Origin of the sequence: Caulobacter sp. RHG1, assembly GCF_013181195.1 — a bacterium.
Taxonomy (GTDB): domain Bacteria; phylum Pseudomonadota; class Alphaproteobacteria; order Caulobacterales; family Caulobacteraceae; genus Caulobacter.
In genome coordinates this window covers 145,755-167,568 of record NZ_SMZP01000005.1, presented here as the reverse complement: position 1 = coordinate 167,568, position 21,814 = coordinate 145,755, and the positions used below count along the sequence as shown (strand labels likewise).

Below are 21,814 nucleotides of genomic sequence, written 5' to 3'. Positions count from 1 at the left end.
GGCTCAGTGGCTCAAGTCATGAAGTTTACGATCGTAATAATCGAAGTCAATCGCAACGTGTCAGGGGATCGGCGGAGCCTTTCGGCTCCGCCTCCGCGTTGGCGGGCTTAGAGCCTATTCCGCAGCTTCCTTCGCGGCGTAGCCCAGGATCGCCTTCGTCTCGAGGAACTCGCCGAAGGCGTGATCGCCCCACTCGCGACCGTTGCCGCTCATCTTGTAGCCGCCGAACGGAGCCATCAGGTCGGTGCTGGCGCCGTTGAGGTTGACCTGGCCGGCGCGCAGGCGGCTGGCCACCTTGCGGACGTTGTCCTGATCGCCGCCCGAGATGTAGGCCGCTAGGCCGTACTCGGTGTCGTTGCCGACGGTGACGGCCTCGTCCACCGTGTCGTAGCCGAGGATCGAGACGACCGGGCCGAAGATCTCTTCCTTGGCGATGGTCATCTCGTTGGTGACGTTGGCGAAGATGGTCGGCTTGACGTAGTAGCCCTTGTCCAGACCTTCGGGACGGCCGACGCCGCCGGTGACCAGGGTGGCGCCCTCGTCGATGCCGGCCTGGATCAGGCCCTGGATCTTGTTCCACTGCGTCTCGGAGACCACCGGACCCATCTTGTGGTTGCCGTTCGGGTCGCCGACCGTGTGGCTCTCGGCGGCGGCCTTGGCGATGGCGATCACCTCGTCCATGCGCTGGCCGGGGACCAGCATGCGGGTCGGGGCGTTGCACGACTGGCCCGAGTTCATCATCACCGAGGCCACGCCGCCGCCGACGGCGCGCTGGAAGTCGGCGTCGTCGAGGATGATGTTGGGGCTCTTGCCGCCCAGCTCCTGGTGCACGCGCTTGACGGTCGGGGCGGCGTTCTTGGCCACCTCGATGCCGGCGCGGGTCGAGCCGGTGAACGACACCATGTCGACTTCCGGATGGCTGGACAGGGCCGCGCCGACCGTCGGGCCGTCACCGTTGACCAGGTTATAGACCCCGGCCGGGACGCCGGCGGCGTGCAGGATCTCGGTCCAGATATACCCCGAGAACGGCGCGACTTCCGAGGGCTTCAGCACCATGGTGCAGCCGGTGGCGATGGCGGGACCGACCTTGCAGGCGATCTGGTTGACCGGCCAGTTCCACGGCGTGATGAAGCCGCAGACGCCGATCGGCTCCTTGACGATGCGGGTCGTGCCGCGGTCTTCCTCGAACTTGTAGTCCTTCAGCACCTGGACGGCGGTTTGAACGTGGCCGATGCCCATGGCCGCCTGGGCGCGCTGGGCCAGCCAGGCGGGGGCGCCCATCTCTTCGGTGATGGCCTTGGCCATGTCCTCGAAGCGCTTCTGGTACTCGGCGATGATGCGCTCGAGGATGTCGATACGCTCTTCGCGGCTGGTCTGGCTGAAGGTGGCGAACGCCTTGCGGGCGGCGCGGACGGCCTTGTCGACGTCGGCCTCCGAGCCCAGCGAGATCACGCCGGCGACGGCTTCGGTGGCCGGGTTGATGACGTCCAGAGTCTTGGGCTGGGCGGGATCGACCCAGGCGCCGTCGATGTAGAACTTGGTGTACTCGCGCATGACCTGCTCCTGCCCTTGGATGGATGGACCCGCTCTAGTTGGCCCCATGAAACTGGGAGAGATGGCGGGCGGTTTCAAACAGCCATTTAATGTGATCGGCGTTCAGGTGGCTAGGGGGCTCGTTCACCACATCGCATCGGGTTCGGTCCCGCCCAGGGCTTCGGCGATGCGACGGCGGGTGGCGGGGGTGGTCTCTTCGGGGAGGTCCGCCGGGTCGAACCAGCCGACCGCGTGGATCTCGCCCGCCGCGTCCGAGGGGCACGGCTCCCAGGCTTCGATGCGGTAGACCAGCACGTGGTCGCCGGGGTGCAGCACCTCGTTGCTGTGGGCCGAAAGCAACCTTGGCCTTGAAAGCGCGCGGACCCCGGCCTCCTCGGCCAGTTCGCGAACCACGGCGGTCTCGGCCGTTTCGCCGCGCTCGACCCCGCCGCCGGGCAGGTACCAGCCCTTGATGTAGGTGTGCTGGATCAGAAGGACCTTGCCCTCCTGGTCGGTGACCACCGCCCGCACGCCCAGGGTCAGCCCTCGCGTCATGCGGAAGAAGGCATAGACCAGCGGGCGAGTGAACGGTTCGATGCGACGGCGCCAGAGCATGGCCCGTTCTAGCGCGCCTCGCGCTTGCGGTCAGCGGCCACGGACGCTAAAGCCGCAACACCTGTTCTCTCTCTTCGGAGCCGCGCCATGCTGGCCATCGGTGTCATCGTCATTTTCCTGGGCGTCATCCTGACCCTGAACCTCGTCGAGTTCGGCCGCATCGACTAATGACCAGCCCGGCGCGCGGCGCGGCCCTGGTCACCGGCGCGGGGCGTCGGATCGGCCAGGCCCTGGCCCTGGAGGCCGCGCGCGCCGGCTACGACATCGCCGTCCACGTTCGCGGCTCGCATGACGAGGCGCACGAGACGGCAGACGCGGTCCAGGCGCTGGGCCGCCGCGCGGCCGTGGTCGCCGCCGACCTTGCCGACGAGGACGCCGTCCGGGCGTTGATCCCCGCCGCGACGGCCGCGCTCGGTCCGGTGACCCTGCTGGTCAATTGCGCCTCGGCCTTCCAGGACGACCGCGTCGGCGCTCTCGCCCGCGAGACCTGGGACCTCCACCTCGAAACCAATCTGCGCGCGCCGATCGTGCTGGCCGAGACCTTTGCAATGGCCTTGCCGGAGGGGGGCGAGGGTCTGGTGGTCAATATCGTCGACCAGCGCGTCTGGCGGCCCAATCCTCAGTTCTTCAGCTACACCCTGGCCAAGGCCGGCCTGTGGTGGGCGACGCAGACCCTGGCCCAGGCCCTGGCGCCGCGCGTGCGGGTCAACGCCATCGGGCCGGGGCCTACGCTCCCTTCGGTGCATCAGGCCCCCGGCGAGTTCGAAGCCGAGGCGGCGGGGGTGCTGTTGCGGCGCCGCGCCACGCCCGACGAGGTCGCCGCGGCCCTGCGCTATCTGATTGACGCAAGGTCGGTCACGGGCCAGATGATCGCCGTGGACGGCGGCCAGCACCTGGGCTGGCGGACGCCCGATATCGTTGCTCCGTAAGAAAGGCCGCGCCTTGGCCGCTTCGCCCCTCGCCGACACCCAGCCCCAGGACCTGGCGCCGCAAAGCCTCGCCAAGGTCATCGTGGCCAAGGTCTTCGTCCGCGGCCTGAAGGTCGACGCCGAGATCGGGGTCTACGACCACGAGTATGGCCGCTTCCAGTCGTTGATCGTCGATGTCGAGCTGGACCTGGCCGCCAGCCATTTCGAGCGCCTGAGCGACACGGTCAACTACGAGAAGGTCGGCGAGGCCGCCCGCGCCATCGCCGCCGAGGGCCATGTCGGCCTGGTCGAGACCTTCGCCGAACGCCTGGCCCAGGCCTGCTTCTTCGACCCGCGCGTCACCCGCGCCCGGGTGCGGGTGGAAAAGCCCTCCGCCCTGGCCCCGCACGCGGCCGCCGCCGGCGTCGAGATCACCGCCGTCCGGTCCTAGCCATGCAAGTCTCGCACAGCGCCCGGATCGCCCCCTTCCAGCCCGAGACGGTCTGGACGCTGGACGCCGGGGCGCTGACCGAGACCCGCGGCAAGATCACCCGCCGCTTTCCGCTGTCTGCCTTGAGCCGCTATCGACTGGCAGCTGCAAAGGACGGCGGCAACCGTCGCGTCCTGACCTTGATCTTCGGCCGCGCCAAGGTGGTGATGACCTCGCAGAGCTATGCCGGTCCTGGCCGTTACGAGGACCGCCTGGCGGGCTTTTCGACCCTGGCTCGCGCCATCGCCGCCGTGGGCGCGGATCTGTCGCCGCGCGCCAGTTTCGGAGTCGCACGGCTGCAGGCCCGCACCGCGCTGACCTGGGTCATGGGGCTGCTGGGGCTCGGCGCTGTCGCGATGCTGCTGTTTTCCCTGACCGCCGGCATGGCGGGGGTCGGTCTCGACATGGCCGCACGGATGAGCTTCGTCCTGCTCTTGATGGTCGCCGCTCTGCCGTGGCTGGGCCGCGGCGCCCACTTCGACCCGCATGACCCGCCCGGCGACCTGCTGCCGTAGACCCCCAACGCATGGGCGGAGCATTACCGATCCTTCATCGATAATCGATTACAACACCTTCATTTGCATCCCGCGCCCAACCGCGCGAGCATTGGTCAAACGCCGTTCCACAGAGGACCCGACTTGACCGACCCGACCCTAGACCCCGCCGTGCCGCCGCGCCTGCAGGACGACAAGACCCTGCCGGGCGTCGTCTATGGTCTGCACATCGCCGGACTGGTCACTGGAGGCCTCACTACGCTGATCGGCGCGATTATCGCCTATGTCAGCCGCAAGGACGCCGCCGAATGGCTGGCCAGCCACTACGAGTTCCAGATCCGCACGTTCTGGCTGGCTCTGCTGTTTGGCGTCGTCGCTCTGCTGCTGACCCCGGTCGGCATCGGCGTCGTGCTGCTGCCGGCCGTTGGGATCTGGGTCGTGGTGCGCTGCGTTGTCGGCCTCTCGAACCTTCTCAAGGGCCAGCCCTATCCAACCCCGAAGAACTGGATGCTCTGACCATGACCGATACCGCCATCACCCCGCCGACCGACCTGCGCGCCGAAGAGGACAAGGTCCTGCCGGCCGTCGTCTACGGTCTCTATCTGCTGGGCTTCACCAATGGGCTTACGTTCGTCATCGGCCTGATCGTGGCCTATGTGAACCGCGACAGCGCCGGACCGATCAACCAGAGCCACTACACCTTCGCGATCCGCACCTTCTGGCTTTCCATCGCCTGGTTCCTGATCGGCGCCGTCCTGCTGGCCTTCGGCATTCCGCTGATCGTGCTGGCCATCGGCATCCCGATGATCGCGATCGGCGGCCTGATCATGGGTGCGGTCAGCCTCTGGTTCGTGGTCCGCTGCATCATGGGCATCGTGTATCTGGTGCGCGGCGAGGCCTATCCCCGCCCGCGCGCCTGGCTGATTTAGAGGCAATCGCCGCGCGAGGCGCCCAGACAGGCGTCAATGGCGCGGCGACCTTCCCCTGCGGGTTGAGACGGCTCGACGCAAACCAGACCGTGCGCTGATCTGCGCGGCCTGGCGAAGGAGAGCCCTGGGGAGGGTCTTTCTTTTACTCGGGACAACGTCTGGGGGGACGTGATGTTGGCGCGATTGGTTGGGATCGTCTTGGGGGGGATCCTGGCGACGTCGGGATACGTGGTGGCGGGCTGGGGCTCGCTGGGGAACTGGGCCACGTCTCTCGATCTCGGACCGTTCGAGCCGCATCGCCCGATCGTCGGGATAGTGGCGGCGATCGCGGGCGGAGGGCTCGTGATCGCCGCCCTGCTTCCGGCCAGGCGCAAAGCGCGTTCAAAGCCTCTGGCGCTGGGCGAGGCGCCGGAAGTACGTTGGATCCCCTATGGCCAGCCGGTTCCGCCGGCAGAGCCGCCGATTCCGCCTCAGCCCGAGCCGCAAGTCATCGTCACGCCCACCCCTGTTCCGCCCCCGGCGACACCGGTCGCCGCGCCTGCGCCGCCACCTCCGCCCAAGCCGCCGACTTTCGCCGAACTGCGCGCCCGCCTGGTCACGGCCGCTCGCACCGAGGCCTGGGCCGAGGGCGCGCGCGTTCTGATGGCGATGAAGAGCGCCGCCGCCACCGACGAGGAGCGGGCCCTGTTCCATCGCGATTTGGGTGACTTCGCCCATGGCCAGGGGCGGATGGACGACGCCGCCGACGCCTATGAGAACGCGGTCTCCTTCGCCCGTCAGGTGCGCCATGATCGGCCCACCGACGACACGATCGAACTGCTGGCCGGCGCGCTGTGCGGCGTCGGCGATGTGGCAGAGGCCGAAGGCCGTCTGGACGCGGCCCTGTCGGCCTTCGAAGAAGCCTTGGCCCTGCGCCGCACGCGCGGCGGCCGCGAAGTCGGCGATCCGGGCGCCCAGCGCGCCCTGTCGGTGAATCTGGAGCGCCTGGCCGACCTGCGCGAGGATCGGGGCCATCGTATGCGGGCCCTGGACCTCTATCGCGAAAGCTACGACATCGCCGGCCGTCTCGCCGCCGCGGACCCGGCCCGCTTCGGCCCGGACCTCGTCGCGACGCGGGCGCGGATCAGCGAGCTGGAAGCGAAGATCTCGGGCTAGCGCTCGTCCCCGCGCATCCGCATCTGACGGCTGGAGAGGATGTGCTATGAGGTCATTCATGACTGCCGACACGCCTCCCGCCGAGACCCCCATGCAGAAAGCCCTGCGCCTGAAGCAGGCGTCGCTGGATGCCCGTCCCAAGGCCCCCCGCGGCGGCAAGTTCCAGCGGCAGCAGGCCAACCGCGCCGCCTCGGGCGACTCGCGTCCGTGGGGTAGCCGCTGATGGCCGGCCTCAAGGACAAGCGCGGCTTCATCGACAAGGATCGTCTGGATCTCTCCGAGCGTCAGGCTGTCGAGTACTGGATGAAGCGCTGGGGCGTCACCCGCGACCAGATCACCGCCGCCCACCGCAAGGTCGGCCGGATGACCAAGGACATCGCCGCGGAGCTCGGCAAGAAGCGCTGAGACCGCGCCGTCATTTTCGCGCGCGGTCGCGTCTGTCATCGTTTGCATAGTCTCTTGCGAGTCGGAGACGTGGAGCGGCGCAGATGGCGAGCGTGGACGTTGGCGAGGTTGAGCTGGAGTTTGCCTGCCCGCGATGTGGTGCGGGAGCGCGGGCGACGATCGAGGCCGTGCGCATGCTGCCGGTGATCGACTGCCCGGCCTGTGGCGAACGGTCGGGCGTCGATCTGGAGGCTTTCAGCGCCCAGGTCACCGCGGCCGAGGCCTCCGCCAAGGCGGCGCGGCGTAAGCGCAAGGGGCCGTAAGCCAAGGCCGCCAAAGGTCAGGGTCCCCGAACGGCAACCTTGCCGGGCGTCAGGTTTCCGCTACCGTCACTTCCAACAGAACAACGATAATCTGAGGGAGTGAGACCATGACGCCGCCGGATGGCGCGTCGCCCTCGCGCGACGCTGCTTCAACGACCGCCAACATCCCATTCAAGCCGCTGCCGATGAAGGGGCCGGACGTCACCGTCGAGCGGCGCGCCGACGGGACCATCGTCATCACGTCCAACCATCCGCCGGGCGAAGGGCCACGCTCGATCGCCCATCTGCTGGCGCAGAAGGCCGGCGAGCACGGGGAGCGGCCCTATCTCAAGCAGCGCGAACCGGGCCACGGCCCCTGGCGCGGCGTCAGCTACGGCGAGGCCCTGCGGGCGGTCGAGGGCGTGGCCCAATGGCTGCTGGACCGCGGCCTGAAAGCCAATGACAGCGTGATGATCCTGTCAGGCAACTCGATCGAGCACGCCCTGATGACCCTGGGCGCCTACACCGCTGGCGTCCCGGCCGCGCCGATCAGTCCGGCCTACAGTCTGATCTCCACCGACCACGCCAAGCTCAGGCACTGCTTCGAGCGCGTGGCGCCGCGCGTCGTCTTCGCCCAGAGCGGTATGCTGTTCGACAAGGCCCTGGCGACGCTGAAGGCCATCGACCCGACGATCGCGGTGATCACGGTGGACGGGACCGGGGAGGGGGCCGTTCCATTCTCTGAGATCGCCAACACCGAGCCGACGGCGGCCGTGGGGGTCTCTCGTGAGGCGGTCGGCCCGGCGACGGTGGCCAAGTACCTCTTCACTTCCGGCTCGACGGGCATGCCCAAGGCCGTGCCCCAGACCCACGGCATGATGGCGGGCGTGATCGCCGGCCAGGACGGCCTCAAGCTGGACGAGCCCGAAACCGGCGAGATCCCCCAGAGCCTGGAATGGATGCCCTGGAGCCATATCTCGGCCGGCAATATCAGCTTCAACGGCACGCTGTGGGCCGGCGGCACTCTGCATATCGACGAGGGCAAGCCGCTGCCTGGCATGTTCGAGACCACGATCAAGAACCTCTACGAGGTCTCGCCGATCGTGTTCGGCTCGGCCCCGATCGCCTTCTCGATGCTGGCCGAGGCGATGGAGAACGACCCGACCCTGCGCGCCTCGTTCTTCAAGAACCTGCGCTACATGGGCTATGGCGGGGCGACCCTGTCCAACGACGTCTATGAGCGACTGCAGGCCTTGGCCGTGGCCGAGACCGGCCATCGCATCCCGCTGACCACCATGTATGGCGCGACCGAGACCCAAGGCATCACCGTCACCCACTGGATCACCGAGCGGGTCGGGCTGGTGGGCCTGCCGCTGCCGGGCATTCAGCTGAAGCTGGCCCCCAACGGCTCGAAGTACGAGGTGCGGGTGAAAGGGCCGACGGTGGCGGCCGGCTATCACAAGGATCCAGAGAAGACCGCGGCCGCCTTCGACGAGGAGGGCTTCTACAAGCTGGGCGACGCGGCGCGGTTCGTCGATCCGGAGGATCCGGCCAAGGGCCTGGTGTTCGACGGCCGGGTGACCGAGGACTTCAAGCTGGACAGCGGCACCTGGGTCAGCGTGGGCGTGCTGCGGCCCGACATCGTCGCCGCCTGCAGTCCTTACATCCACGACGCGGTGATCACCGGCCAGGACAAGGGCTTCATCGGCGCGATGCTGTGGCCTTCGCCGGCCGGGCTGGCGGCGCTGGTCGCCGATGACGGCCCGGGGACGCCCCTGGAGAAGCTGGTGGCCATCGTCCGCGAACGGCTCGGGGCCTTCAATGCCGCGGCTGGCGGCTCGTCGCGCCGGGTGGGGCGGTTCACGATCCTGACCGAACCACCCTCGATCGACGCCGGCGAGATCACCGACAAGGGCTACGTCAACCAGCGCGCGACGCTGGAGCGGCGGGCTGACCGGGTCGAGGCGCTGCACGCCAAGCACCCGGGCGAGGGGGTGTTCGGGGTCTGACCCGGGCTCTGAGGGTCACCACTTCATCCCGCTCCGCACGAGCACTGCGGTCTTGTCGGACATGTCGAAGGCCATCAGCTCGGGCGGCTTGGCAGGCGGGGCCTTGGCCTCGTCGGGCCAGCCCTCGTGATATTCGAGGGCGGCGATCTCGACCTTCCCCGAGCCTTCGCCTTCGATGGTGAAGCTGAGGGTCACGCCGTTCGGATCAGGCGCGTGGTAGGTCAGGCTCGACCATTGACCGCCTTCCGTCTTCAGCGTGATCGGGCGGCCGTTCAGGCGCGGCGAGGTCAGCGCGCTGCTGGGGCGCAGGCGGATGCTGACCAGCTCGGCGCCGGCAGTTGGGATCAGGCGGACCAGCAGGCGGTTTTCAAGGCGGTCGACGGTCAGATGCGGCGCCTCGACCGGGGCCGGGCGGGTCTCGGACATCCAGACCGGCTTGTTCCAGAACGGGGCCAGGGTCTGCTGGGCGGGCTTGGAGCCGCCGTCGTCGGGCAGGGTCGCCTTGGTCCAGGCGTCCAGGCGCGGCTGGCCGGCGATACGCCAGGCCTTGCCGGTCGACAGGTCGGCCAGGTGCAGGGCCTGGGTGATGCCCGGCCGCTCGGCGTCGCCGCCCAGGCGGGCGGCGTTGGCGATCAGGGCCAGGCCGGCGACGGCCAGGACGCCGGCGGCGCGCCAGGCCCAGCGGGTGGCGGCGAAGTCGTGAGCCAGGGGCGACAGGGCCGGGGCGGCCAGCATGGCGAAGGCGGCCATGATCGCTGGCATGGTCAGCCCGAGGCCGGCGAAGGTCCACGCGCCCCAGGCGCTGAGCTGGGCGGTCGAGAGGACTGCCAACGCTCCAACGGCGAAGGTCAGGGCCAGGGCGACCCGCTTGTCGCGCGTGCCGCCCACGCCGATGACCAGGGCCGCGCCCAGGGCGGCGATCAGCAGCGGCCAGGTCAGCATCACGGTCGCACCGGGGGCGAGGGCCTGGGCGACGACGCTGAGGATCAGCAGCGTTATCATCCCGCCGATCCAGGCGCCCAGCACATAGGTCCGGAAGCCCAGGGCGGCGACCACCAGCACGGCGGTGGCGACGCCAAGGCCGAGGCCGATCGGGTCGAAGCCGCCAGCCAGGCTGCACGCGCCGCCCAGGGCCAGGGCGATGATCGTCGGGATCATCCGGGCCGCGCCTCGCGCCTGGGCGGTGGCGACGGCCAGGCCGGCGGCGACCGCGGTGAGCGCTGCGCCCCATAGCAACTGATCGAAGCGGGTCAGCAGGCCGTAATAGCGCTGGACGTCGGTGACCATCAGCATCCGCCCCGCCAGGTGCAGGACCAGGGCCGCGCTGGTCGCGATCAGCAGCAGGCCGGCCATGCCGCGAGCGATCTCCCAGCCGCTGGCGCCGCGTCCGGCCAGCGCCCGCCAGGCGGTGAAGCCGATCAGGCCGGCGGCGAGGATCAGCAGCCCCCAGCCGACGACCGGCGGATAGCTGACCAGGAACAGGCCCAGCACGTCGGAATAGATGGCGTTCGGCGCCTTGGCCGGCAGCTCGCGGGCGTCGGCCAGGGCGCGCACGGTCGGCAGGGTCTGGTCGCCCATGTGCTGCAGGCTGCCCTTGTCCAGGTGGTCGGGACGGGCCAGCGGCGTGTGATAGGCCAGCTGATTGTCGATGAAGGCCAGGTTCAGCCCTGGCAGCCCACGCTTCACCGCGTGGGTGAAGTCGGTGTCGTTGGGCATCTTCTCGTAGACGGTCGAGGCCATGGAGTTGGCCGACGGACCCTTGGCCGTCCGGGCGAAGACGCGTATCAGGCCGCCGTTCTGCGGGCCGGTCTGGAACATGGCCGCGCGGCCGGCGTCGCCGCGGGCCTCCATGTTCACGACCAGCCCCACCCGCTCCAGCGTCGGGTCACGGTTGAAGAAGGCGTCGGCGCCCAGCAGGCCGGCTTCCTCGGCGTCGGTGAACAGGAAGATGACATCGCGCACCGGCGGGGCGCCGGCCTTCAGCGCCCGGGCGATTTCCAGGGCTGCAGCCGCGCCGGCCGCATCGTCGGCGGCCCCGGGCGAATTGTGGACCGAGTCATAGTGGCTCATCACCAGGATGGCCGGCAGGGCGCGGTCCTGGCCCGGCAGCACGCCGATCAGGTTCTGCACCGCCGCCACGTTCAGGACGCGGTCGTTGCTGGGATTGGGCAGGAAGCCTTCGCCGACCCGGACGGAAACCTCCAGCCCCAGCTCGGTCATGCGGCTCAGGAGATGGTCGCGGACCTTGGCGATCTGCGCCGAGCCAGTGGGGTGCGGGGCGCTGGCGATGGCGGTGACGTCGGCCATGGCGCGCATCGCCGAGAAGTCCGTGGGCGGCGCATTGGCGGCGACGGGGGCGGGCGGCCTCTGGCTCCAGGCGCCCAGCGCCAGGCCGATCACGAGGCAGATCCAGAATCCGAGGAAGCGGATCGTCTTCATGGGCCGCGGTCTCCGACGTCGAGAAAGTCCCCCACGCCCATGCTGAGGTGATGCGGCCCGATCCGAAAGCCCCGAACCCGGAGAAAAGCGGGGATGAAGCGGGACAAAAGAAAAGGGGCGACCCGGTCGCCCGGATCGCCCCTTTCCCTCTTCCGAAAGCCGGCGGACCTCGAAGGGCCTCCGGTTCCCCCTCCCGGTTTGACTAGAACTTCGAGCGCAGGGTGACGCCGTAGGTCCGCGGCGCGCCCAGGAACGCGTCGTAGGTGTTGGTGTCGTTGGCGGGAACGTAGGTCGTCTGCGTGGCGCTGAGGCCCGAGGAGCCTTGCAGCGGGCCGTTGAAGCCCACCTGCATGTACTTCTCGTTGAGCAGGTTCTGGGCCCACAGCTCCAGCATCCACTTGTCGTCGTCGGCGCCCAGGCCCACGCGGCCGTTCACGACCGTGAAGCCCTTCTGGATCTTGGGCGGGAACAGGTCCGAGCCGGTGTTGTAGCTGGACGAGTACTTGGCGCCCAGGTTGAAGCGGGCCTTCATGCCCGTGCCGACCTGCGTTTCGTAGGTCACCGAACCCGAGGCCGAATACAGCGGGGCCAGCGACATCCGGCTGCCGGGCAGCAGGGCCAGGGCGTTGGTCGGGTCGTTGGGCACCTTGTCGCTGCCATACTCGGTCTTGGCGTAGGTGAAGCCGCTCTGGACGGTCAGGCCACGCACCGGGGTGAACCACAGGAAGTCGGCGTCGATACCCTTCGAGGTCACTTCCGGGATCGAGCGGACCGCGAACGAGGTGCCCAGGAAGGTGTTCAGCTGGAAGTCGGTGAACTTCTGATAGAAGCCGGTGACGTTGAAGAGCACCGTGCGATTGAACAGGGTGTTCTTCAGGCCGATTTCATAGCTGTCGACGAACTCGGCCGGGAACGAGGTGTCGTAGATCGGCGTCACGCCGTTGCCGCCCGAGGGCAGGCCGTTCGACGACTGGGTGCGGTCCAGGTTGAAGCCGCCGCCCTTGTAGCCGCGGGCGAACGAGGCGTAGGTCATCACTTCCGGCGAGAAGCGGTAGGCGGCCTTGATCGTGCCCGACCATTCCTTGTCCGTGCGCGTCTGCTCGGTGCCGCGGCCGTTGAACAGCGGGTTGGCCCAGGGCAGGCACAGATTGCCGATGACGGTCGGGGTGGCCGCCGCGCCGACGATGCCGGCGATGCGGGCCTGGCCGGCCGGCGACAGGGCCGTGCCGCAGCCGATGCCGCCGTCCGAGTTGGTCTGGTAGGTGAAGAGGTCCTTCTTCTCTTCGCCGTAGCGCAGGCCCGCCGTGATGCCGAAGGCTTCGGTGAACTGGTAGGTGTTGTTGGTGAAGAACGAGATCGTGGTCGAACGCTGGCTGTAACGGTCGTACAGGCCCTGGCCCGGGGTGAAGGTCGTGTTCGGGGCGCGGCCGGTCAGCAGCGACACGAAGTTGGCGATGCCGGCCGGGTTGGTCGCCGAGCGCGACAGCAGGCGGCCCAGATACTGTTCGTAGTCGCGGCCGAACAGGAAGTTGGCGCGGGTCTCCAGGCGTTCGTCGGCCAGGAAGGTGCCGACCAGCCAATCCAGCTTGCCGGCCTTGCCCGCTAGGCGCAGCTCCTGGGTGTAGGTCCGGAACTTCGAATAGTTCGTGCCGTCCTTGTTGCGATAGGTGATGTCGGCGGTCGAGAAGTCGGCGTCCTGGCCGTTGTCGGTGCGCCAGTCGCGAATGGCCGAGATCGAGGTCAGGGTGCCCCAGTCGAAGTCGATATTGCCTTCCAGCGAGACACCCTTGTCCTCGACCGACGACGGCGCGCCGCGGTTCGAATAGGCCACGCGGGCATAGGGATCGGCGGTGGTCGCCAGGGCCGGGCCGCCGTTGAGCAGGTTCAGGATGGCCGCGGTCGGACCGGTGCGGATCTGCACGGCGCCGCAGCAGTTCTCGTCGCGCTTGGTGTAGTCGGCGATGATCTTGAAGGTGGCGCGGTCGTCCGGAATGAACAGCAGCTGGCCGCGCACGGTGTAGAAGCCCTGATCGCCGTCTTGGTCGCGATCGCTGGGACCCTTGCCCGTGATGACCTTGTTGAAGCCGTCGCGCTCGCGGGCGGCGAAATAGATACGACCAGCCATCTTGTCGCCGGCGATCGGGCCGGTCACCGACAGCGATGCGCCCTTGGCGTCATAGTTGCCATAGACCAGCTCGGCCTCGCCGCCGAACTCGAAGGACGGCTCCTTGGTCACGATGTTGATGACGCCGGCCGAGGTGTTCTTGCCGAACAGGGTGCCTTGCGGGCCCTTCAGCACTTCGATGCGGTCCATCTCGCCCAGGTCGCCGAACGAGACGCCGTTGCGGGGGCGATAGACGCCGTCGATCACGATGCCGACCGAGCTTTCCAGGCCGGGATTGTCGCCGACGGTGCCGATGCCGCGGACGCGGGCGGTGGTCGAGGCTTCCGACGTGGTCGAGGTCACGGTCAGACCGGGAGTCAGGATCGTCAGGTCCTTGATGTCGCGGACGCCGGTGTCCTGCAGCAGCTTGGCGCCGACGGCGGTCACCACGACCGGCACGTCCTGAAGGTTCTGTTCCCGCTTCTGAGCGGTGACGACGATGCTGTCGACGGTTTGGATTTCCTGAGCCTGGACGGCGCTCGTAGCGCCAAGGCCGGCCAGGACAACAGCGGACGCAGTGCCGCAAAGCACCTGGTTGAAGCGCATTTCCTACCTCGGTTTGTTGTAGCCAAGCGCGCTTGCCCGCCCCCAGCCTGTTTTTCGTTGGTTCGCTCGAACGACTGTTCGAATGAATAGCCAAGGGTTAGGCGCCGCCTACCGTCTCGGCAAGCTAAAATCCCTGTGATCTAAAGGTGATTGCGTCGGCTGTTGCTCGGAAGCGACAGCGTTCGGCGAGCGTCATCGACATTCGAATACGGAAATTCGATGAGGGCTTGCGGCCGTCGCGCGCGGACCTCATCTGGCGACGATGCCGTACTCGCCCGCCTACCGTCCCGATCCGCGCTTCCAGGCCCTGGGGGGCGAGTTTTCCGATCCGGTGGCGCCGGCCGACTTTCCCGAGACGATCCTGCGGTTCCGCAATGACCGCGCCGCTGCGACGGTCGGGCTGGAGACTTTGGACGACGCCGAGTGGGTTCGGCGCTTTGGGCGCTTTGATCCGCTGCCGGACAATCAGGTCCAGCCGCTGGCCATGCGCTATCACGGCCATCAGTTCCGCAGCTACAATCCCGACCTCGGCGATGGACGCGGCTTCCTGTTCGCCCAGTTGCGCGAGACGGGGACGGCCCTCAATAAGAAGGGGCGCCTGCTGGACCTGGCCACCAAGGGCTCGGGCCAGACGCCGTGGTCGCGGTCGGGCGACGGTCGCCTGACCCTGAAGGGCGGCGTGCGCGAGATCCTGGCCGCCAGCCAGCTGGAAGCCCTGGGCGTGCCGACCTCGCGAGCCTTTTCGCTGGTCGAGACGGGCGAGGCCCTGACCCGCGGCGACGAGCCCAGCCCGACGCGCTCGGCGGTGCTGACCCGTCTGTCGCACAGCCACATCCGTTTCGGCACCTTCCAGCGCCTGGCCTATTTCGACCAGCGCGCCCAGATCGGCGTCCTGGTCGACCACGTGGTCGAGACCTACTATCCGCATCTGGCCGATGCGGCCGACCGGCCGGCGGCGCTGCTGGAGGCGGTGATCGCCGCCACGGCTCGTCTCCTGGCGCGCTGGATGGCGGCGGGCTTCGTGCATGGCGTGCTCAACACCGACAACATGGTCGTGACGGGCGAGAGCTTCGATTATGGCCCCTGGCGGTTCCTGCCCCGCAACGATCCCAACTTCGTGGCCGCCTATTTCGACCATCAGGGGCTCTACAGCTTCGGACGTCAGCCCGAGGCGGTGTTCTGGAACCTGCAGCAGCTGGCTGCGTGCCTGACCCTGGTCGGCGACCAGGCCGGGTTGCTGGCGGCGCTGAATGGCTTTTCCGACGCCTATCGCCTGGCCCTTCGCGCAGCGATGCTGGATCGGCTGGGCGTGCAGGCGCGTGATGCCGACCACGATGTCGAGCTGGTCAATGCCGCCTTCCGGGCCCTGGCCGAGGGCGGCGACGCCCTGCGCTGGGAGCCGTTCTTCTTCGACTGGTTCGGTGGCGAGGCGTCCGAGGCTCGGGCGCTGGCCGGTCCGCGTGCGGGGCTCTACGGCGCCGAGACGTTCCGGGCTTTCCGCAGTCTGCTGGGCGACTATGCGCCGGAGCGGCCCGAGCGCCTGGACGAAGCGGTGTTCCAGCGTCCGGAGCCGGAAGAGCTGCTGATCGAGGAGGTCGAATCGCTGTGGGCGCCGATCGCCGTCGAGGATGACTGGGCGGCGCTGCATGCCAAGCTGGGCCGGATCGAGGAGGCGCGCCGAGCCTATGGGCTGGGCCAGCTGGACAACAAAAAAGCCGCGTTCTGAATTTTTTTGTTCGCGCCCGGAACAACCGTCAAGGTTCCGTCTTACAGTTGCGGCACAGTGCCAGCGAACAGAACCGCGCGGAGCCGACCCATGCGTATCTTCCAACCGATCATGCTGGTTTGCGCCGTGGCGATGTCGTTCGTCGGCGCTCTGGGCCTGCCGGGCTGCGCTCGCGCCATCGGCGAGTGCCTGCGCGACAACCGCGAACCCGCCTAGAGCGGATCTAGGCGGACAGCGCCTCGGTCAGGGGCGCGCCCGCCGTTTCAGCCATGATTTCCCGCCGCGCGCGGATCGGGAAGACGGCCAGGAACCGCTCCAGGAACAGCCAAGTGTCGCGGTCGTGATCCAGGTGATGGGTCAGGAGGCCGATCGGCTCGTCCCACTGGGCGGCCCTGCGACGCTGAGCCAGTAGCCGCCGCATCCGCGACAGGAACTTCCAGGCGCCGCGGAAGCGTGCGCCATCTTTCCAGCGCAGCACGTCCAGGTGCGTATCCAGGCGGCCTGCCGCATTGGGCTGGTCGAAGCCCGACACCGCCAGGATCGACGAGTCGGGCAGGGCCGCCAGCAGCTGCGGCGCCAGGTTGTTCCACGGCGGCACGAACAGGGTCGGCGCGGCGCCGGCGCGGTGAAAGGTCGTCACCGCCGTGAGCAGCTGGCCGCGAACCCAGTCGACATCGTCCTCCGCCACGATCTCGCCAAAGCCGCGGCCGTCGGGCTGGCGGTTGATGTGGCGGAAGCCATGAACGGCGATCTCGATGCCCGGCTCGGCCTCCAGGCGGCGAACCAGAGCCGGCAAGCTGGGACCGGCGATCGAGGCGAGGGTCAGGGGGGCGTCATGGCGATGGGACAGCGCCAGGAGCTGCTCCAGCGCTCCGGTCGGCGAGCGCGCGTCGTCGTCTCGCCACCACAGTACGGGCGTACGGCCGGCCTTGGCCCAGAGTTTCAGCTCCGAGCCCAGCGCCAGCCGGAAGACGAGGGACAGACGCGCCATCCGGCTTACTGGCCGGCGGCCTCGGCCAGGCGCAGCGGCACGGCGGCTGGCGCGGCGTAGGCGGGCTTGGCTTCGCAGGCACGGTTGCGGATGATCTCGCGAGCCCGCAGGTTCGACAGGATCGGATACAGGGCCGCCATCAGCGAGATCAGGAAGCCGAGATCGCCTTCCTTGTAGCCCTTGCGCGAGACGTAGCACTTGAAGAACCGCCGCACGCCGCGGAAAGCGTCGTCGGCCAGGCTCTTGATCTTGCCGTTATCGGCCAGATCCTGGCCCTTCAGGGCGGTGTAGCGGCCAAGGCGCGCGAACATGTCGGCGATGTCCTCGTCGACCATGTGGTTCAGCGGCTGGGTGAGACGGCCGCCAAAGGTCCCTTGCAGCTTTGCGCCGGGGTGGACGCGCTCGTTCTTCCACGACTTGTGACCGCGGCGGAACAGGCGGGCGGCCGACGAGGTGCCGAACGAGCCGCCCCAGCCGTGACGCACCAGCTGGTCGCCCACGTAGTTGTCGACCGGGATCTGGTACCAGTCGGCGGGGTTCGCGCCCTCGATGGTCGCGCGGATCTCCTCGCCGAACGCGGGCGTGACGCCTTCGTCGGCGTCCAGCTCCAGAATCCAGTCGCCGGTGCAGCGAGCGATGCCGGCATGCTTGCGCGGGCCTTCGACCGGGAAGATGCCGGACACGACCACGGCGCCGTACTGGCGGGCGATGGCCTCGGTTCCGTCGCTGCAGCGATCGGCCACCACCACGATCTCGTCGCAGAACGACAGCGCCGACAGGCAGCCGTGCAGGCGCTGTTCCTCGTTGTGCACGCAGATCAGGGCTGAAAGCTTGGTCATACTCACATCCTCGGTGAGCGGCCGCCCCCGCAACCGCTTCGATGTGATGACGTCGCCGGTTCGGGCCGCCCCCCGCTCCCGGCCGGAGAAATGTTGCGACCGTGCAACGGGTTTGCGAAGGGGATGCGCCTAGAAGTTGGCGCTCAGCGCCAGGCTCCAGGTCCGCGGGCGCTGCGGCGTCACCTGGCGCACCTGGCCGAAGCTGAACGGATTGCCGTAGGCGAAGGTGTCGCTGGAGCTGTTCCAGGGATTGCTGACGAACAGGGCCGCGCGCCAGCGGTCGGTCAGCAGCTGGGCCGACAGCTTGCCGGTGTAGTAGCCGCCCATGGTCGGCGAATAGCGCGGGTCGAAGGTCAGCCGCGATTCGCCGATGTAGCCGGTTTCGGCGGTCAGCATCAGCGTGGTGCGCGTCGTGACGGGGCGATGATAGGTCACCAAGCTGCCGAACGAGACGTCGGGCACGCCGGGCAGGCGGGCGCTGTCGGTGACGCCATAGCCGGGCGCGATGCGGGTCAGCTGGGGATCGTTGAACAGGGCGTTGGCCGACAGGGTCAGGCGCGGCGTGGCGCGCCAGGCGGTCTCGACCTCGACCCCGCGGTTGCGGCCGTCGCCGATGTTGGCGGTGTAGGACAGGCCCGAGGCGAAATACTGGTCGGTCTGGATGTTGCGCCAGTCGTCATAGAACACCGCCGTACGCAGGCTGATCCGCCCGTTCCAGGGATTCAGCGTCATCCCCGCTTCGTAGTTGCGCAGGTGGTCGGGGCGGAAGACGCGGCGGGTCTCGCTGGGCGTGACCAGGCCTCCGGAGTTGAACCCGCCAGCGCGATAGCCCTCCGAGGTCAGCAGATAGATCAGGCCGCCGTGCGGCAGCTCGCGCTGGAGGGACAGCTTGGGCGAGAAGCCCTCGAAGCCGGCCTTGCGGTCCAGGTCGCGCGACTGCCCCGGCGCTGGGGCGGTGACGTAGGAGCGGGTGTGGACGGTGGTCCTGAACTTGCGGCCGCCGGCCGCGATCCGCCAGCCGCCGCCCAGGTCATAGCTGGCCTCGCCATAGAGGGCGTATTCGTTCAGTCGATCCTTGCGGTCCTCGTCATAGACGCTGCGGGTCATGGCGGCGGTGCGGGCGCGCAGGTCGGCGTCGCTTTCCTCGATGCTGGTGGCGGTGAAGGCCCCGATCAGCCAGCGCAGCCGGCCGCGCTCTGGGCCGGTGTAGAGCACGTCCTGCACGGCCATCCGCACCTTGGAGCGCTCGTCATAGACGCCCAGCTCGATGGCCTGCTCGGAGAACTGGCTGAGCGACAGGGTGGCGTCGTAGCGGCTGGCGAAGCGATGGGTGACATAGCCGGTCACGGCCTCAAGCCGGCCCCAGTCGCCGGACCCGGTGATCTTCATCGAGGCCAGGCCCAGGCGATTCTGGTGGGTCTCGCGTACCTGGTTGGCGCGGCGCGGACCCGTCGGGGCCAGAGTGACGTACTGGGTGTCCTTGGACGAGATGGTCTGGCCGGCCGCGCTCAATCGCACCTGCCAGTCGCCGAGATCGGCGCGCCAGACCGCCCGGCCGCCTCGGCGAGTTGTGCTGTCGACGTTGGACAGGCGCAGGGCGACGTCGTCCAGATAGCCGCCGTCAAGATCGTAGTAGGCCGCTGCCCGCAGCGCCGAGTTCTGGCTGGTCGGCGCATTGACGACGCCTTCCAGGCGGTAGCTGTCCGAACCGGATTGGGTGCTGGCCGTGGTCGCGCCGAGCGAGGCTGACCAGGCGCCCAGCTCCGGGGTGCGGGTGACGATGCGGTAGACCCCGCTCAGGGACCCGCCGCCGTACAGGGCGCCTTGCGGGCCACGCATCACCTCGACCCGGTCGACATCGATCAGCCGCAGGTCCGGATCGGGCGCGTTGTAGTTGACCGGCAGGTCGTCGAGATAGGTCCCGACCGTCGACTGGGTGCGACCCGTGAAGGTGCCGTCTGACAGGCCGCGCAGCAGGATCTTGTTCCGTGCCGCGCCCAGATTGGTGGTGATGAAGCCGGCGGTCTGGCGGGAGACCGAAGCCGTTTCGCCGACGCCGGTGTCCTGCAACTGCGATGCGCCGATGACGCTGACCCCGCCGGGCAAACTGCCCAGGCGCGCGGGGCGCTTGCCGGCGCTGATCACCAGCGGGGCCAGGGGGGCGATCGTTTCAGGCTGTGCGAGCGCTGGCTGGGGAAGGGGCCTGAACCGCGCCGGCGCTGGCGGGGGCGGCAGCCAGAAACGCACCGTGCGCGCGTCGATGAACGCGTAGCGGCAGCCCCCGCCCTCGGAGGTCAGCCGGTCCAGAGCCTCTTTCAGCGTATAGGGGCCAATGAGGGGAACGCCGGGGCCCTTGCAGGCTTCGACGCCGCCCAGGCTGACGCCCATGCGGATTCCCAGCTCGATCAGGGTTTCGGCGGCGGTGGGCTTTCGGATGTCCAGGCGCACGCGCTGGTCCGCGGCGATCGCCGCGCGGCCGCTCGTCGCCAGGATGGCGGCGGCCAAGAAGATGCAGGCCCGGCTCAGGGCCGGACCCGCTCAGGAGCGCTAATGTGAAGCGGACGGCCTTCCGCGCAGGACAATCGCATCATCGGTCGGCGTCGCCGAAATCGGCATCAAGCTAGAAAGGCGGCGGACCATCGCATCCTGGCCATCCACGATCAATACGCCGGTAAACCGAAGGTCTGCGGTGTTTTCGCCTTCGAGGCGAAGCGGTCGGTCGAAATAGCGGTTGATGTCGCTGACGATACGGCCCAGCGGCTGGTCGCGATAGATCAGTCGGCCCGACTTCCAGCCGACCTGGTCCTCAGCGGCGACCTTGCTGACCGTGATGCTGGCCGCGCCTTCGGTGTGCTCCAGCATCTGGCCGGGACGCAGGCGCACCGGCTCATCCTGACCGTCGGTCGAGACCTCGACCAGGCCGCGCAGCACGGTGATGCTGAGCTGGCCGTCGCGGCGGCGGACGTCGAACTTGGTGCCGACCACGCGCACGGTCTCGTCGCCGGCCGTGATCAGGAAGGGACGATGGGCGTCGTGCGCTACGTCGAACAGGGCCTGGCCATCGTGGACGGTGACGCGGCGGGCGTCCTTCTCCAGGCGCACGGACAGGTGCGAGTCGGTGTTCAGGTCGATGTGGCTGCCGTCGGCCAGCTGCACCGCGCGACTTTCGCCCTTGGCGGTCGTGTACAGGGTGTCGGGTTGCGGCAACAGCTCGCCCCACGGGGCCACCGTCACAGCGACGGCGAGGGCGGCGGCGGTCGCGCCCAGGCCGCCCAGCCAGCGCCAGTCGACAGCGAACGGCTGCCTGGCGGTCGCGGTGCGGGGCTTGGTCAGGGCTGAGCGCATGGCTGGACCCCGGTGGAAGATCTCTTCGTCCACGGCCTGGATGGCGTCATACGCCTCCTGCGCGCCGGGCTCGGAAAGCCAGGCGTCGAACGCCAGCCAGTCGGTCTCATCGACCTCCGGCCGCTGCAGCCTGGTCAGCCAATCGGCCGCCTCCTGCAGATGTTGCGCTGACCGGCTCATCCGGTGGTGCTCCCACGAGGATCCATCATCCCCTGGCCCATAGACGTCGCCGTTCTGCGCCATCCCCCATGCGACATGTCATAAATCAACGGAGCCGCCTCGTCAGGGTCTTCAAGGCAGAGCTTATGTGCTTTTCCACGGTGCTGATACTGATGCCCATGCGACGGGCGGTTTCGGCGTGGCTGAAGCCCTCCAGCTTGTGCAGTTGAAAGGCCTGCTTGGTCTTGCCCGGCAGGTCCTCGACGGCGTCGACCAGGGCCTTCAGGCGCTGACGGCTCTCGACGACGGCCTCGGCGGTCGGCTCATCGGCGACATCGTGACCGGCCATGGCGACGGTGTTGACCGCGCGCCAGTCGGCGTCGCGCGCGCCTGAGCGCTTCTGGCTGCGCAGCCGGTCCAGCATCAGGTTCGAGGCGATGCGGTGCAGCAGGGCGGATGGATTGTCGATCGGCCCGACATGCTCCATGCCGCTGATGCGGATGTAGAGATCCTGCACCAGGTCCTCAGCCTCGGCGCGGGAGCCCAGACGCGCCGCGTAGAAACGCGCCAGATTGGCGCGCTTCTGCTCGTACAGGCCAAGCAGCAAGGCCTTGTCCGAGTCCGTGACGCTCAAAGAATCTCCCGTATCCACCGATGCCCGCCCCTAATGGCGCCGCACTATCCATCTTTTTGATCGAAAGACGATCGTTAGTTCGAGCGACAGTCGAGGACCATTCAGGACATTGACCAGACAATTCGAAGGCCTTTGACGAGAATGTCCCGGTT

The 21,814-nt window shown here is 68.4% G+C and carries 22 protein-coding genes; 13 read left to right on the top strand and 9 right to left on the bottom strand.

Annotation, left to right across the window (positions count from 1 at the left end; genetic code table 11):
* Positions 1-114: 114 nt before the first annotated feature.
* Both E1H18_RS15180 and E1H18_RS15175 read right to left on the bottom strand, forming a co-directional pair.
* Complete coding sequence (locus tag E1H18_RS15180) at positions 115-1,554, bottom strand: aldehyde dehydrogenase family protein (protein WP_172269852.1); 1,440 nt, start codon at positions 1,552-1,554, stop codon at positions 115-117.
* A 123-nt stretch (positions 1,555-1,677) separates the two neighbouring features.
* Positions 1,678-2,148 (bottom strand): NUDIX domain-containing protein, encoded by a 471-nt coding sequence (locus E1H18_RS15175; RefSeq protein ID WP_172269850.1) that lies wholly within the window; start codon positions 2,146-2,148, stop codon positions 1,678-1,680.
* A 24-nt stretch (positions 2,149-2,172) separates the two neighbouring features.
* On the opposite strand from E1H18_RS15175, the gene E1H18_RS15170 reads away from it, so the two are divergent.
* From E1H18_RS15170 to E1H18_RS15120, 11 genes are all read left to right on the top strand, one after another.
* Positions 2,173-2,316: a hypothetical protein gene (locus E1H18_RS15170; RefSeq protein ID WP_172269599.1), complete on the top strand. Its 144-nt coding sequence runs from the start codon at positions 2,173-2,175 to the stop codon at positions 2,314-2,316.
* Complete coding sequence (locus E1H18_RS15165) at positions 2,316-3,077, top strand: SDR family oxidoreductase (RefSeq protein ID WP_172269848.1); 762 nt, start codon at positions 2,316-2,318, stop codon at positions 3,075-3,077. The genes E1H18_RS15170 and E1H18_RS15165 overlap by 1 nt, the downstream gene beginning before the upstream one ends.
* A gap of 13 nt (positions 3,078-3,090) precedes the next feature.
* A complete protein-coding gene (folB, locus tag E1H18_RS15160) occupies positions 3,091-3,507 on the top strand; it encodes a dihydroneopterin aldolase (RefSeq protein ID WP_370526524.1) in 417 nt (138 codons plus the stop codon).
* Positions 3,508-3,509: 2 nt separating this feature from the next.
* On the top strand, positions 3,510-4,061 hold the full coding sequence (locus tag E1H18_RS15155; protein WP_172269846.1) for a hypothetical protein: 552 nt from the start codon (positions 3,510-3,512) through the stop codon (positions 4,059-4,061).
* Positions 4,062-4,184: 123 nt separating this feature from the next.
* Positions 4,185-4,556: a DUF4870 family protein gene (locus tag E1H18_RS15150; protein WP_172269844.1), complete on the top strand. Its 372-nt coding sequence runs from the start codon at positions 4,185-4,187 to the stop codon at positions 4,554-4,556.
* 2 nt (positions 4,557-4,558) lie between these two features.
* Entirely contained in the window at positions 4,559-4,969 is a 411-nt protein-coding gene (locus E1H18_RS15145) for a hypothetical protein (RefSeq protein ID WP_172269842.1), read from the top strand.
* A gap of 171 nt (positions 4,970-5,140) precedes the next feature.
* On the top strand, positions 5,141-6,124 hold the full coding sequence (locus tag E1H18_RS15140; protein WP_172269840.1) for a tetratricopeptide repeat protein: 984 nt from the start codon (positions 5,141-5,143) through the stop codon (positions 6,122-6,124).
* 58 nt (positions 6,125-6,182) lie between these two features.
* Entirely contained in the window at positions 6,183-6,347 is a 165-nt protein-coding gene (locus E1H18_RS15135; protein ID WP_172269838.1) for a hypothetical protein, read from the top strand.
* A complete protein-coding gene (locus E1H18_RS15130) occupies positions 6,347-6,529 on the top strand; it encodes a DUF3606 domain-containing protein (RefSeq protein WP_047413801.1) in 183 nt (60 codons plus the stop codon). Before E1H18_RS15135 ends, E1H18_RS15130 begins: the two co-directional genes overlap by 1 nt.
* A gap of 83 nt (positions 6,530-6,612) precedes the next feature.
* On the top strand, positions 6,613-6,831 hold the full coding sequence (locus E1H18_RS15125; RefSeq protein WP_172269836.1) for a hypothetical protein: 219 nt from the start codon (positions 6,613-6,615) through the stop codon (positions 6,829-6,831).
* Positions 6,832-6,938: 107 nt separating this feature from the next.
* A complete protein-coding gene (locus tag E1H18_RS15120; protein ID WP_172269834.1) occupies positions 6,939-8,819 on the top strand; it encodes an AMP-binding protein in 1,881 nt (626 codons plus the stop codon).
* A gap of 15 nt (positions 8,820-8,834) precedes the next feature.
* Here E1H18_RS15120 and E1H18_RS15115 read toward each other — a convergent pair whose 3' ends face one another.
* Both E1H18_RS15115 and E1H18_RS15110 read right to left on the bottom strand, forming a co-directional pair.
* Positions 8,835-11,258, bottom strand: coding sequence for a M20/M25/M40 family metallo-hydrolase (locus tag E1H18_RS15115; protein WP_172269832.1), 2,424 nt, complete (start codon positions 11,256-11,258; stop codon positions 8,835-8,837).
* Positions 11,259-11,460: 202 nt separating this feature from the next.
* Entirely contained in the window at positions 11,461-13,968 is a 2,508-nt protein-coding gene (locus E1H18_RS15110; RefSeq protein WP_172269830.1) for a TonB-dependent receptor, read from the bottom strand.
* Between the two features lie 262 nt (positions 13,969-14,230).
* On the opposite strand from E1H18_RS15110, the gene E1H18_RS15105 reads away from it, so the two are divergent.
* Together E1H18_RS15105 and E1H18_RS15100 are read left to right on the top strand one after the other, a co-directional pair.
* Positions 14,231-15,694 (top strand): protein adenylyltransferase SelO, encoded by a 1,464-nt coding sequence (locus E1H18_RS15105; protein ID WP_370526523.1) that lies wholly within the window; start codon positions 14,231-14,233, stop codon positions 15,692-15,694.
* Positions 15,695-15,784: 90 nt separating this feature from the next.
* Positions 15,785-15,910, top strand: a complete 126-nt coding sequence (locus E1H18_RS15100) for a hypothetical protein (RefSeq protein WP_172269828.1) — start codon at positions 15,785-15,787, stop codon at positions 15,908-15,910.
* Between the two features lie 7 nt (positions 15,911-15,917).
* Here the strand turns inward: E1H18_RS15100 and E1H18_RS15095 are convergent, their stop codons facing one another.
* The 5 genes from E1H18_RS15095 to E1H18_RS15075 form a co-directional block, all read right to left on the bottom strand.
* Complete coding sequence (locus E1H18_RS15095; protein WP_172269826.1) at positions 15,918-16,685, bottom strand: polysaccharide deacetylase family protein; 768 nt, start codon at positions 16,683-16,685, stop codon at positions 15,918-15,920.
* A 5-nt stretch (positions 16,686-16,690) separates the two neighbouring features.
* Positions 16,691-17,524 carry a glycosyltransferase family 2 protein gene (locus E1H18_RS15090; RefSeq protein WP_172269824.1) on the bottom strand — a complete coding sequence of 278 codons (834 nt, stop codon included), beginning with the start codon at positions 17,522-17,524 and terminating at the stop codon, positions 16,691-16,693.
* Positions 17,525-17,653: 129 nt separating this feature from the next.
* Positions 17,654-20,029 (bottom strand): TonB-dependent receptor, encoded by a 2,376-nt coding sequence (locus tag E1H18_RS15085; protein WP_241736043.1) that lies wholly within the window; start codon positions 20,027-20,029, stop codon positions 17,654-17,656.
* A gap of 42 nt (positions 20,030-20,071) precedes the next feature.
* Positions 20,072-21,049: a FecR domain-containing protein gene (locus E1H18_RS15080; RefSeq protein WP_172269822.1), complete on the bottom strand. Its 978-nt coding sequence runs from the start codon at positions 21,047-21,049 to the stop codon at positions 20,072-20,074.
* Between the two features lie 85 nt (positions 21,050-21,134).
* Positions 21,135-21,662, bottom strand: a complete 528-nt coding sequence (locus E1H18_RS15075; RefSeq protein ID WP_172269820.1) for an RNA polymerase sigma factor — start codon at positions 21,660-21,662, stop codon at positions 21,135-21,137.
* Positions 21,663-21,814: the final 152 nt, after the last annotated feature.